Genomic DNA, 12,675 nt, shown 5'->3' with positions numbered 1-12,675 from the left:
CCCCGTCTTCGTACTCGTCCTCATCACAGCGCTCCTTGGCCGCGCAGGGCCCGTACCGGGTCGCCGCGGCGCAGCCCGAGGGCGGCGACGATCAGCAGCGGCACCGCGGCGACCGCCGCCAGCAGCGCGATCACCTGGCCGGCCGGCAGCTCCACCAGTACCGGCGGCACCGGGCGGCCCGCCTCTTGGGTCAGCACGATCAGCGGGACCACCGCCCGGGTCAGCACCGTCCCCAGCGCCATGCCGACGGCCAGTGCCAGCGCGATCAGCACGCCCTGCTCGGCAGCGATCATCCGGGCCAGCTGCGGGCGCGGCGCGCCCAGGGCCCGCAGCACGGCGAACTCCCTGGCCCGCTCGCGGACCGACCCGGCGGCGCCGACCGCGAAGCCGACCGCCGCCAGCGCCACCGCGACCGCCGCCGCGGCCGCCAGCGCGGTCTGCGGGCCGAGCCCCAGCGGATCGTCGTGCAGCTGCCGGGCGATCTCGTCGCGGACCAGGACCTGGCCCGGATCGATGTCCGGGCGGGCCCGCAGCGCGCCCGCGGCCTTCGCCGCCGCACCCGGCTCCGGGCGCAGCCACCACTCGGTCGCGGCCAGCGGCGCGGCGCCGCGATCGGCCAGCGCCTCGTTGACGGCGCCGAAGTCCACCAGCAGCCCGGTGCCGGCCGGACCGCCGTCCGCCACGGCGGGCAGGGCCCGCACCGCCGCGACGATCCGCGCCTTCAACGGCTCCCCGTTGACCGGCACTTCGAGGGTGGCGCCGGCCTTCGAGCCGCTGTCGCGCAGGAACGCCTCGGTCGCGATCGCGGCGAGCGGCGGCCGCTTCGGGTGCGCGGCGGTGATCCGCACCGTCGTCATCGCCGCGCTCCACGGGTCCGGCCGGATGCCGGTGTCGTACGTCTGGGACAGCAGACCGCCCGCGGGGACCTCGGCCCGGCCCGCCGCGGGCCCGGACTCCTCGCCCCCGGAGCCGCTCCCGCCGGTGATCTGCGCCCGCCAGGCCAGGGCGGCGGGCGCGGCCAGGGGGCGGGACCGGCCCGCTCCGGGGACGGCCTGTGCGGTGGTGACGGTCAGCCGCTGGCGGTGGGAGACCGCCGACCGCTCCGTGTCGGCGACCAGACCGGTCAGCCGCAGGGGACCGGCCGGGCGTCCCGCCGGGGCGCCCGCCGCGGCGGTGAGGTCCGCTTCCAGGGCGTGCGGGGCGCCGTCCGCGGCGAGCGTGCCGAGCGGCAGGGCGTACGGGACGCCGAAGCGGTCGGTGACGAGGGCGGAGAGGGTGGCGGGCACCGGCCCGGTGCCGTGCCCGGTGGTGCCCGGCCCGGACGGCAGCTCCTTGAGGGAGCGCAGGGAGGCGGTCAGCCGTAAGCGGCCGCAGTCCGCGGGGAGTTCGAGGCCGACCGGTGTGCCGTCGTGCGGTGCCACCGCCCGCAGCACCCGGTCGGCGGCCCGGCCCGACCGGTCGTCCGGGCCGCCGCCCAGCAGGTCGCCGCGCGACAACAGCGCCCCCGCCAACCGCCCGGCGTCCAGGGCGAGCAGCGAGGAGGTCCGGCCGCCCGACAGGTTCAGGGCGGCCTGCCCGGCGGGCAGCGCCGCGGCCACCCCCGGCATCGCGGCATACGCCCCGCCCTGGCCCAACTGCGGTGTCCGGCCGCCCAGCACGCGCACCGCCGCGCCCGCCCGGAAGTCGGCCTGGTCGTCCTGCGAGCGGTCCCAGGACGCGCGCTGGCCGATCGCCAGTATGCCCAGCGCGGTGGCCAGCACCAGCAGCAGCACGGAGCCCGCTCGGTGATCCGGGCGGCGACTGATCTGCCAGCCGGCCAGCGCCGTGGCCAGGCCCCGGCCGCCGGCCGCGCCCCGCTCGGCGATCCGGGCGGCGAGGGGCAGCAGCCGCAGCGTCAGCACCGTTCCGGCGAGCAGCGCCAGCGCCGGGGCGGCCACCAGGACGGGATCGATACCGAGTCGGCCGGTGGTGTCGCCGGTCAGCACCCCGCCGCCGCCGTCCGGTCCGTCGCCGCCCGCCGTCTGCCGCTGGAGCTGCCAGTACGCGACCCCGGCGAGCACCAGCAGCCCGAGGTCCGCGCCCGTCCGTCCCCAGGACCGCCACTCCGTTCGCCCGCGGGAGCCCCCGAGGACGCCGGTCGGCGCCCGCCGCCGCGGTGGACCGTCACCCCCGCCGTGCAGCAGGGCGGGCGCGGCGACCGCGAGCGCGCAGCCCAGTGCCACGCCGACCCCCGTCAGCCAGGTCGCGCCGGTCAGCCGGGTGTCCAGCGACAGCCCGATACGGGCCGGCGCGCCGCTCCCGGCCAGCAGCTGCATCAGCGGGCCGGCCAGCAGCGGCGCGCCCAGCGCGGCCGGGGCGGCGAGCAGCAGCGACTCGGCCAGGGCCAGCCCCGCGATCCGCCGCCGGGAGCCGCCGCGGGCCCGCAGCAGCGTCGTCTCGCCGGTCCGCTCGGTGCTCAGCATCCTGGCGACCAGCAGCAGCGCGTACCCGGCGAGCAGGATCAGCTGCAGCGTGACGATCAGGATCGTCGAGCGGTTCACCAGCAGCGCCCGCTGCAACTGCCCCAGCGCGTCGGGCAGATCGGTGGTGGCGGTGGCCCGGCCCGCGAACGCCGCATCGGCCATCAGCGCCTTGGGCGCCCGTCCGGCGGCGGCGCGCAGCGCGTCCAGCCGGTCCGCGGTCAGCGAGCGGAAGTCGGCGGTGGCCAGCCAGCCGGCCGAGTCCTGCACCAGCGGTCCGCCCCGGAACGCCGCCGGGTCGGTGAGCATCGGCCCGTAGGTGGTGAAGTCGAGGGTGCGCACCCCGCGTCCGCCGAGGTCGTCGAGCTTCCAGTACGGGTCGGTGCGGTCCTTGGGCCGGTAGACGCCGGTGACCTCGACCGCCAGTCGGGGGCCGGACAGCCGGTTGTCGAGGGTCAGCCGGCGGCCGGGCCCGATCCCGAGCCGGGCGGCCGCGGCCTCGGGCACGGCGATCGGCAGCGGCCCGTGTGCGGCGGGCGCGGGCCAGCTCCCCTTGGTGAGCGTGAGGCGGGAGCGGTCGAGGGCCGCGAGGTGGGTCAGATCCGGATCGCCCTTACGGGCCCGCGGCGGCCGGAGCGAGCGGGGCAGCGCGTACGGCCCGGAGCGGGTCAAGGTGCGCACCGTGAACGGCAGTCGACCGAAGGCCCGCCGGGCTCCCGTGTGCACCGCGCGGTCGGCCTGCTCCCGTTGCTCCGCGGGCAGTTGGGCTTTCACCTGGAGCGCGGCGGCCGCCGCGGAGCGCGTGCGCAGGGTCGTGCGCAGGCCGGCGTCCCCGACCGCGTCGGAGAAGGCGGTGAGCGTCGCCAGCACCGTGGTGGTCAGCAGCACCGACACCAGCGCGGCGGTCAGCAGCAGACGATGCGCCCGCACCCGCACGAAGACGAAGCCGGCCATGGTCCCCCCTGCCAGGCTCGCAGCACCAACCCCACCAACAGCACCAAACAGATGAACGGATGCTGTCAGAGTGCGGTGTCCGGTGAGCGGATTGCGGGAGTCCTTGACCGGATTGTGACGGGGTCGGGCGGGTGGGTGTGCGGGGCCGCCCGGTGTGACGCGTTCCTCAGTCCGCGGCGTTGATCATCGAGGCGGCCGCATACGTGAGGTAGTTCCACAGCTGCGTCTCGTGTTCCTCGGACAGCCCGAGGGAGTCCACGGCGTCGCGCATGTGCCGCAGCCAGGCGTCGTGCGCGGCCCGGTCGACGGTGAACGGGGCGTGCCGCATCCGCAGCCGGGGGTGGCCGCGGCCGTCGCTGTACGTACGGGGGCCGCCCCAGTACTGCATGAGGAAGAGCGCGAGGCGCTCCTCGGCCGGGCCCAGGTCCTCCTCGGGGTACATCGGCCGCAGCAGCGGGTCCTCGGCGACTCCCTGGTAGAAGCGGTGCACCAGGCGGCGGAAGGTCTCCTCGCCACCGACCTGCTCGTAGAAGGTCTGCTCCTGAAGCGTGCCGCGCGGAATCTTGTTCACCCGTCCATGGTGGCAGACGCCCAGGGCCGGGGTCTGTCCGATGGGTGTGCCCGCACCGCAAGGGCGAACGGGGCGTGATCGGTTGATCACGCCCCGTTCGTATGGTGTGCGGCCGGCGGGTCAGCCCCGGCGGATGGTCAGCGTCGTCCAGGCGCCGACGTGCACCCGGTCGCCCTCATGGAGCGGCACCGGCACATATGGCTGGATCGGGTCCTCGGCGAGGTTGATCGTCGTGCCGTTGGTGGAGTTCTGGTCCACCACGGCCCAACTGCCGTCCTGCTGCTGCACCAGTAGGGCGTGCTGGTGCGAGACGCCCGGGTCCTCCGGCGCACTGCCCAGATCGACGTCCGGGGACTCGCCGGTGCTGTTGCGGCGGCGGCCGACCGCGATCTGGCCGTTGGCGAGCGGGAGCACCTGCTCGGGGGAGTACGAGGGCAGGTTGAGCCCCGCCGCCTCCGGGCCGCTGCGGCCCATCATCGCCATGAAGTACTCACGGTCCGGCGCGACCGCGACCACCCAGCCGGCGCCGACGACCGGCTGCGGACCCTGCGGCGGCGCCGCGGGACCCTGCCCGGGGCCGCCGTTCCACTGCTGGTCAGGTCCGGGCCCCTGCTGCGGCGGCATCTGCTGCTCGTACGGAGCCTGCTGCTCGTACGGAGCCTGCTGCGGCTCGTACGGTCCCGGCTGCTGCGGCGGGAACGGCGCGGGCGGTTGCTGCTCGAACGGGGCCTGCGGGCCGGGTCCGGGCGGCGCGGGAGCCATGGGTGGGGGTGCGCCCTGGGCGCTCGGCGGGTTCAGCGTCCAGTCGTCGCCCTGCTGCGGCGGCGGGCCGGGCTGGCCGGCCGGGCCGGGGCCGGGCATGCCGGGCGGCGGGCCGGGCTGCCCGGGAAAGCCGCCGGGGCCGGGCTGCCCGGGAAAGCCGCCGGGGCCGGGCTGGTCGGGGAAGCCACCGAGGCCGGGCTGGTCGGGGAAGCCGGGCGGTGCCATGCCTTGCTGTGGGGGCTGCGGCTGCTGGGGTTGAGGCGGCGGGAAGCCGTAACCGCCCTGCCCGCCCTGCGTACCGGGGCCGGGCTGGCCGGGGCCCGGAGCGGGCGGCGGGAAGCCGTAGCCGCCACCCTGGGTGCCGGGGCCGCCGGGGCCGGGCATACCGGGCGGCGGGCCCGGCTGCTGGCCGGTCGGCTGACCGGGCGCCGGGGCGTACGACATCGGGGAGTTGGTGAGGAAGTTGTAACGGCACTCCTCACAGAAGGGGGCCATCGCCGCACGCGGGGTACCGCATTGCGGGCACAGCTCGGGCTGCGCCTGCTGGCCGGGACCGGGCTGGCCGGGGCCGGGCGCGGGCGGGGGGAAACCGTAGCCGCCACCCTGTGAACCGGGGCCGGGCTGGCCGGGACCGGGGGCCGGCGGCGGGAAGCCGTAGCCGTCCTGGCCGCCTTGCGGGCCGGGGCCGGGCTGGCCGGGGCCCGGTGCGGGCGGCGGGAAACCGTAGCCGCCCTGCGGGTCGGGAGCGCCGGGACCCATGCCGCCGGGGCCGGGGCCGCCGGGCGGCGGTCCGGGCTGGCCCGGTGGCGGTCCGGCCTGACCGGGCGGGGGGCCGGGCTGGCTGGGCGGCGGTGTGTTCAGGAAGCCGGCAGGCAGGGAGGGCGGCGGGGGGACAGCACCCGCCATCCGCTGGCCGCACACCTCGCACCAGTCTTCGGCCACCGACTGGTGGCCGCTCGGGCAGGTCGGCATGTCGGTATTTCCCCCTCCGTACCGTTTCTTTGGGGCACTGCTCGGTACTGATCGTGTCGGTACTGATTGTGAATCTTTGTGGCTATTTCTCTATGCGAATGGTTTTTGTCGAGGGCGTTTCGAGAGGTATCTCGTCCGCCTCGGCGACCTTCGCCTTCAGTCGCACAGTACCGGTCGCCCTGTCGGCGACGCCCACCACCTTCGCAAGGAGTTTCGCCGACTCCCCGTTCCCCCGGGTGTCGGCGGACGGTACCCCGCGACCCGTTTGCACCTTCGCACGGGCGACATCACCCGACTTACCCGTATCACGTGCCTGTTGGACAACTTGCGCCAGTTCCACCCGTCCTGTGTAGCGCACTCGTCGGAGCCCGTGGTGCGTTCCGCCACGGCGTGTGGCCCACGGGCGCCCGACTCGTTCGGCTTTGGTCCGGTCAGGCGGATCCTGCCCGCACCGACGGCGCGGGGAACGGCACCAGAGCCACCGTTACGTTGTCGTGCCCGCCGCCGTCGAGGGCGTGGGTGACCAGCGTGCGGGCGCCGTTCAGGGGCCTTGTGGGGGCGTCGTGGGGCAGTATGGCGGCCATGTGCTCCGCGGACTCGGCGTAGTTCCACAGCCCGTCCGTGCACACCACCACGACACCGGGGCCGTCCGGCTTGAACGTCGCGGTGTGCGGCTCGACCTCGTAGGCGTCGGCGCCGAGCCAGCCGGTGATGGCGTGCGCGCGCTCGTCGGCGTTCGCCTCGGCCTCGGACATCAGGTTGTTGGCGACCATCTGGGCGGCCCAGGAGTCGTCCTCGGTGAGCCGTACGGGTGGCGCCGTACGGTCGTTGGGGATCCAGTAGGCGCGGCTGTCGCCGACCCAGCCGACGGTCAGCAGTCCGCCGCCGACCACCGCGCCGACGAACGTGCAGGCCGGGGCGTTCTGCTGGCGGTGCTCGTCATGCGCCAGGGACGGGTCGGTGGCCAGCGAGTCGACCGCGGCGGAGGCCGCCAGGACGGCCTCGTGCATGGCCTGCTGGGGGTGTGTACCGCGCGGCAGCGACGCCAGCAGCGCCTCGCCGGCGGCCTCCGACGCCGCCTTGGACGCCTCGTCCGGGCGGGTCGCGGAGGAGACGCCGTCGCAGACCACCGCGGCCACGGCGGGGGCGCCGTCCGGCAGTGTGGTGGCCCGCAGCGCGAAGAAGTCCTCGTTGCGGTGGTGCCGGTGCCCCCGGTCGCTGACCGCCGCGAGGCCCGCCAGCTCGCTCTCCATGTGGTCGCGGGCGGGCGGCCGGGGCCGCCCGCACCGGGCGCAGTTGCCGTCGGGGTCCACGGGACCGGAAGGGCAGGCCGGACAGTCGGGGGTGTCCTGGGCGGGAGTGTCCTGGGCGGGGGCGGGCGCCGGCGCACTCGGCGGGGCGGGCCGGACACTCGGCGCGCCGGCCTCGGCGGCCGCTTCCACGGCGGCGTCGGCGACGACCTCGTACCCGGCGACGCGAGGGTCGGCGGGCGGCCCGTCCGCCGCCGTCGCGGTGCCGGGCGCCGCCGGCGCGCTGCCCGGCACCTGCGGTGCCTCGTCGTCGCCGAACGGCAACCGGGTCTGCGGGTCCGGGGGCGGCGGGCCGGCCGGGCCGGCGGGGGCGGGCGCTACCGGCGGCGCCGGCGGCATGGGCGGCAGCGGAGGCACCGGCGGCGGCCCGGCGGGCGCCCCGTGCCCCGGAGAGGCCCCGTACGCCGACGGCGCGGCCGGCGCCAGGAGAGCGGCGCCGCACCGACCGCAGAACTTGTCCCCCGCATCGAGGGGTTCGTCGCACCCCGCGCACCGGGACGGCCCAGTCACACCCATGTCACACCCATGTCCTGGGGCGGAAACGGTTGGCCCGTTCCACCAGCTCGATCCTCTTCTCACCACGCTGCGCCAGCCGCGCCAGCAGGCGATACGACCGCTCCAGGCCGCACCGCAGACCGCGCTCGTCCAGCGGGCTGCCGAGCAGCGCCGGCCGCCTGCCGGCGGCACCTTCTCCGTCCGGGCCGGCACCGTGGCTCCCGGAGAGTACCCAGTCCAGGGCGCTGCCCAGTACTTCGGTGGCGAGTTGTTCCCTCCGCTCGGCGTCCAGGCCGAAGTCCGCGAGGGCTTCGACCTGTTGGGCGGCCGCCCGCAGATCCGACAGCAGCGGATCGCGCGGCGGACGCCGCCGCAGCCGGGCGCGGACCGCCGCGACCCGCGCCGCGGTGTAGTGGATGGACGACTCCGGTACGGACTCCAGGGCCTCGACCGCGCCCCCGCGGTCGCCCGCCGCCAGCCGCACCCGGGCCAGCCCGAACGCGGCGCTGACGTAGCTGCGGTCGGTCGCCCACACCAGGCGGTAGTACTCCAGGGCGTTGTCCCACTGCTCCAGCAGCTCCGCGCAGAGGGCCAGCGCCAGCTTCGGCGCCGGCTCGCCGGGGAAGGCGTCGTAGACCGCGTCGAAGGCCAGCGCGGCCCGCTCGCGGTCCCCGGTGGCGAGCGCCACCATGCCGCCGTGCCACACCACCCGCCAGTCGGCGCCCCGCTCCCCGAGATCCCCGCCGACCGCCGCCGCGGCGGGCTCGGCCGGCTGCGCCGAGAGCGCCTCCAGCACCGCCTGCGCGGCCGGGCCGTCGCCGGTCTCCAGATGGGCGCGCAGCTCCCGCAGCCGGACCTCCAAGGAGCCGGCGGGCGCGCAGCGCAGCGCGGTCAGCAGCTCGGCGGGGGTGGCGGTCGACAGCCCGGCGAGGAGGCCGGCGCCGGGGTCGCCCGGATCCACCCGCGGCACCGGTAGCGCGAGGGCGGCGCCCGCGACGTCCAGGGGGCGCAGCAGTGGACCGGTGGCTTCCGCTTCTCGGTGCGCGGGCGCCGCGCCGCGCCCGCCCAGCAGCGAACCGTCGCCCTCCAGCGGGGCCAGCAACTCGGTGTCCACGGCCCGCAGCTCGGGCCCGAACAGGGTGGACGGCGCCGGCCGCGGCTCGCCCGACTGGAGCGCGACCACCTCCCGCAGCACGCCCGTCAGCTGCTCGGACATCTCCTCCGCGGAGCCGAACTGGCGCGTCCGGTCGGGGTCCGTGGCGCGCACCAGCAGCCGGTAGAAGGACTCGTAGCTGCGGAAGACCTCGATGTTGTCCGGATCGGGCAGGGAGTCCGCGAAGATGTTCGTGTAGCCCTGGAAATCGAAGGTCAGGACGGCCAGGGTGCGCGCGACCGTGTAGAGATCGGAGGCGACCGAGGGGCCCTGCTCGGCGATCTCGGGCGCCTGATAGCCGATCGTGCCGTAGATCGGGCTCTCGTGGTCGTCCATCCTGCGCACCGCGCCCATGTCGATCAGCTTGAGCTGGTCGTGCTGCTGGATGGCGTTGTCGACCTTGAAGTCGCAGTACAGGAAGCCGCGGCTGTGCAGATGGCCGAGCGCCTCCAGCGCCTCGATGCCGTAGGCGCAGGCCTGCTCGACCGGCAGCGGATCGCGCCTCCCGTGGGGCGTGCGCCGGTCGTTGGCGATGTCCTTGAGCGACCTGCCGCCGACGTACTCCATGACGATGTAGCCGTCGAGGCTGCCCGTCCCCCGGTCGAGGTGCTCCACGAAGTTGTAGATCCGGACGATGTTGGCGTGCTCGATCTCGGCGAGGAAGCGCCGCTCGGACATCGCGACCGCCAGCGCCTCCTCGTCACCGGTGTCCAGCAGGCCCTTGAGGACCACCCACCGGTCGGAGACCGCGCGGTCGATCGCCAGATAGACCCAGCCGAGCCCGCCATGGGCCAGGCAGCCCACGACCTCGTACTGGCCGTGCACCAGCTCACCGGGCCGCAACTTGGGGACAAAGCTGTACGGATGGCCGCACTTGTCGCAGAACCCCTCCGTCCGGCCCGCCTGTTCACCGCGCGCCCGGCCCACCGGGGCACGGCAGTCCGCGCGGCTGCAGAACCGCTTGCGCTCGGGGACCCGCGGATCCCTCAGGACTGCCGTACGCGGATCGGGCCGCGGCACCTCCGGCACCGCCACCAGGCCCGCGCCCAGCCGCCCGCGCGACGACCCGGAGGACGAGCCGCTGGCCGCGCTGCCGCGCACCGATACCGCCGACCTGCCGCGCGTCGCCCCGCCGCCGGACGCAGCGCGGGAGAGCCGCGCGGAGACCGAGCGCCGGGACGCCGACGAGCGGGCGGAGCGCGGCGTGGAACCGGAGCCGGCGCCCGGGCCGGGGGAGGGGACCGTCAGCAGCGCCCCGGCCGCCGCCCGGCGCGACGCCGTGCCCGCCTGGGCCCGGTCCGTCAGGCCGGTGGGCGGCGAGGAGATCAGGCCGCCCGGCGAGACCACCGGCGCCAGACCGCACCGGTCGCAGTACAGCTCGCCGCCGCCGGCATCGACGTAACCACCCGCGCAGTCCCGCCGCTGGCAGCGCCCGCCGGCCCGCTCCGTCATGAATCCCCCCTCTCCTCCCGCCGCGGCGGAACCAACGCCTCCGCCGCCGCCTGCTGATAGCGCCACACGGCGTGCTCGGCCGCCCGCAGATCGCACGGGGCGCTCCACAGCATCCGGCGGGCCACGTCGTACCGCTCCGTCAGCAGCGGATCCGCCGCCATGCCGTGGCGCGCCAGCTTCGCCTTGTAGGCGTCGAGCCGGCCGCGCAGCTCGGCGCGCACCGCCAGCGGCGCGGTGACCGCCGTCAACGACTCCCGGGCGCGGTGGAGTTCGTCCTCCGCGCGCTCCTCCAGGCTGTCCAGCAGCGGCGAGAGGCGGTGCCACTGCGCCCGCCTGCGGTACTCCGCGGCGGCCGCCAGCTGCTCGTGCAGCGCCGTGGAGGGGCCGCTGACCGCGGGCACCTCCGACGCGGCGATCTTCGCCAGCACCTCACCGCGCGCCTGGCGCGCCTCGGTCAGCGTCCGGTCGGCGCGCGAGAGGACGTCGCGCAGCTGCATCAGCCGCTGCTCCGCGTCCTGCCGCACGTCCAGCACCGCCGCGACCTCCCGCCGGATGTCCTCCAGCGCGCGGGCCGCCCGGTCGTAGCGCCCGGTGTCCGGACGGCCCCCGCCGGGCGCCGAACTCCCCGTCGACGACGACACCCAGAACGCCAGCGGGTCCGCGATCACCTGGGCGCGCAGCCGCACCAGCTCGCCGGTGATCCGCTCCAGGTCGTCGCCCGCCGGATGCTCACCGGGGCGCACGCCCACCGAATGCGCCAGCGAACGGGTGCGCTGCAGCTCGGCGGAGAGCAGGTCTATCCGGGCCGGCAGCGCCGACCAGACCGCGTCGGCGGCGACGATCACATCCAGCGACCGCGCGTACAGCCCGTTCATCCGCGCGACGAGCGCCTCCAGGCTCAGCCGCTCGCCCGGCCGGCCGCTCCCCGGGCCGCCGTCCTCCGAGGCCGCGCCGGGCACCGCGACCTCGTCGCCGTGCAGCAGCCGCGTCAGCTCCGCCAGGTCGTCCGGGGACGGCCAGCGCCGTTGCGCCCGCAGCTCGCGCGCCGCCTCCAGCGCCGCCGTATAGGTGTCGAACAGCGACCACAGGACCGTGATGGAGCGCTCCGTGGCGGCCCAGCGCTCCTTGGTCGTGCCCGACAGATCGGCGCCCTCCAGCAACCGGCGCCCCGCGTGGTCCTGCAGCGCCAGCAGCGAGGTCTCGATCGCCTCGTACTCGGCGCCGAGCCGCTCCAGCGCGCGGTCCACCTCCTCCCGGCTCAGCACCGGGGCATCGGGCCTCCCCGGAGATCCGGGAAAGGGTCCAGGGACCCCCATCGATCACCTCTCCAATACGCGTACGGTGCACGGCGATTGCTGCGACCGGGTGGCTGCTGCGGTGCGGTTCCCTCCGTTTCCCCTTCCTCTTTCCATAGTGAACGGCATCGGGCCGCTCCATGCGGCGATCGGTGAGGTACTGGGCACCTCGGGGCGGCCGGGCGTGCTACGGCGGTGTCGGGTCAGTCGCTGTACTCCGGCGACGGCGGCCCCGATATCTCCGGCATATCGGCCCGCAACCAGGTGCGGTACGCCCGCATCCAGGGGCTGTCGGCGCTCCCGTCGCCCCGGTAGTCGTCCAGCACCCTGTTGACCCGGCGCACCAGGTCCGTGTCGTCCTTGTTCATCGCCACGCCGTACGACTCCTTGGTGAACGGCCTGCCCTTCAGCTCCACCTTCGGATCCTGCGCCGCCTGCGCCGCGGCCAGCGCGTTGTCCGTGACCACAGCATCCGCCTGGCCCAGCTGCAGCCGGACCAGACAGTCGAGTTGGCTGGGCACCGTCAGCACCTCGGCGCCGTGCCGCTGCTCCGCCAGCTCCGATTCACCCGTCGAACCCGCGGCCGTGCACACCCGCTTGCCGCGCAGCGAATCGTCGAACGCCTTGATCCCGGACGACTTCGGAGCCAGCACCTGCTGCCCCGCCTGGAAGTACGACGTCGAGAACGCCACCTGCCGCTTGCGCGCGCAGTTGATCGTCATCGTCCGCACCACCACGTCGACCGTGCGCTTCTGCAGCGCCCGTATCCGCTGGTCGGTGGGCACCGCCTTGAAGACGACCTCGGGGTCCGGCCCCAGGATGTCCTCGGCGATCGCCCGCGCCAGATCGATGTCGAAGCCCTCCAACTTGCCGGTGGCCGGATCGCGGTACCCCCACCGGTAGGTGTTCTGGTCGACCCCGACGACCAGCCGGCCCCTGTCCTTGATCCGTGCCACCGCCGCACCCTCGTCCGACGACGGGCGCAGGCTCTCCGCGGCGTTCCCCGCCGTGCACGTGGCCGCTGCCGGCTCGGCCGGCGCCGTTCCGGGCCCGTACGCCCGGTGTGTCGCCGACGGCGAGGGCACGCCACCAGTGCCGGGCCGGTCCGGGTGGGCGGCACCGCCCAGCGCCGGCACCAGCACCGCGGCGGCCGCCGCCATCACCGACATCCCGGCCGCGACCGGCGCCAGGACGGCACGCAGATTCCGCAGCCCTCGCGCGCGCCTCGTCATGTCCCCCTCACCAGGTCCCC

The 12,675-nt window shown here is 75.7% G+C and carries 7 protein-coding genes and 1 pseudogene; all 8 read right to left on the bottom strand.

Translation table 11 applies throughout. The annotated features are described in order from the left end of the window. Positions 1–23 precede the first annotated feature (23 nt). Entirely contained in the window at positions 24–3,413 is a 3,390-nt protein-coding gene (locus WAB15_RS15315) for an FtsX-like permease family protein (RefSeq protein WP_407286595.1), read from the bottom strand. 166 nt (positions 3,414–3,579) lie between these two features. Continuing rightward, the gene (locus WAB15_RS15310; protein ID WP_393486794.1) at positions 3,580–3,984 is read right to left on the bottom strand and encodes a globin; all 405 of its coding nucleotides are present in this window, start codon (positions 3,982–3,984) and stop codon (positions 3,580–3,582) included. Between the two features lie 120 nt (positions 3,985–4,104). Next, the gene (locus WAB15_RS15305; RefSeq protein WP_407286594.1) at positions 4,105–5,718 is read right to left on the bottom strand and encodes an FHA domain-containing protein; all 1,614 of its coding nucleotides are present in this window, start codon (positions 5,716–5,718) and stop codon (positions 4,105–4,107) included. A gap of 82 nt (positions 5,719–5,800) precedes the next feature. Beyond that, positions 5,801–6,070 (bottom strand): annotated as a pseudogene (locus WAB15_RS15300) (hypothetical protein); the annotation flags it as partial. 79 nt (positions 6,071–6,149) lie between these two features. Next, a complete protein-coding gene (locus tag WAB15_RS15295) occupies positions 6,150–7,544 on the bottom strand; it encodes a PP2C family protein-serine/threonine phosphatase (protein ID WP_407286593.1) in 1,395 nt (464 codons plus the stop codon). Position 7,545: 1 nt separating this feature from the next. Then, complete coding sequence (locus WAB15_RS15290) at positions 7,546–10,128, bottom strand: tetratricopeptide repeat protein (protein WP_407286592.1); 2,583 nt, start codon at positions 10,126–10,128, stop codon at positions 7,546–7,548. Then, on the bottom strand, positions 10,125–11,444 hold the full coding sequence (locus WAB15_RS15285; protein ID WP_407286591.1) for a hypothetical protein: 1,320 nt from the start codon (positions 11,442–11,444) through the stop codon (positions 10,125–10,127). The genes WAB15_RS15290 and WAB15_RS15285 overlap by 4 nt, the downstream gene beginning before the upstream one ends. 182 nt (positions 11,445–11,626) lie before the next feature. After that, positions 11,627–12,655, bottom strand: coding sequence for a glutamate ABC transporter substrate-binding protein (locus WAB15_RS15280; protein WP_407286590.1), 1,029 nt, complete (start codon positions 12,653–12,655; stop codon positions 11,627–11,629). Positions 12,656–12,675 lie beyond the last annotated feature (20 nt).

The organism is Streptomyces sirii (assembly GCF_045690365.1).
Lineage (GTDB): Bacteria > Actinomycetota > Actinomycetes > Streptomycetales > Streptomycetaceae > Streptomyces > Streptomyces sirii.
The sequence above is the reverse complement of the archived record's forward strand: the minus strand, read 5'-3'. Positions and strand labels throughout refer to the sequence as shown.

Coding starts and splice junctions, on each gene's coding strand:
- WAB15_RS15315 (WP_407286595.1), bottom strand. CDS start 3,413: ATGGCCGGCTTCGTCTTCGTGCGGGTGCGGGCGCATCGTCTGCTGCTG.
- WAB15_RS15305 (WP_407286594.1), bottom strand. CDS start 5,718: ATGCCGACCTGCCCGAGCGGCCACCAGTCGGTGGCCGAAGACTGGTGC.
- WAB15_RS15295 (WP_407286593.1), bottom strand. CDS start 7,544: ATGGGTGTGACTGGGCCGTCCCGGTGCGCGGGGTGCGACGAACCCCTC.
- WAB15_RS15290 (WP_407286592.1), bottom strand. CDS start 10,128: ATGACGGAGCGGGCCGGCGGGCGCTGCCAGCGGCGGGACTGCGCGGGT.
- WAB15_RS15285 (WP_407286591.1), bottom strand. CDS start 11,444: ATGGGGGTCCCTGGACCCTTTCCCGGATCTCCGGGGAGGCCCGATGCC.
- WAB15_RS15280 (WP_407286590.1), bottom strand. CDS start 12,655: ATGACGAGGCGCGCGCGAGGGCTGCGGAATCTGCGTGCCGTCCTGGCG.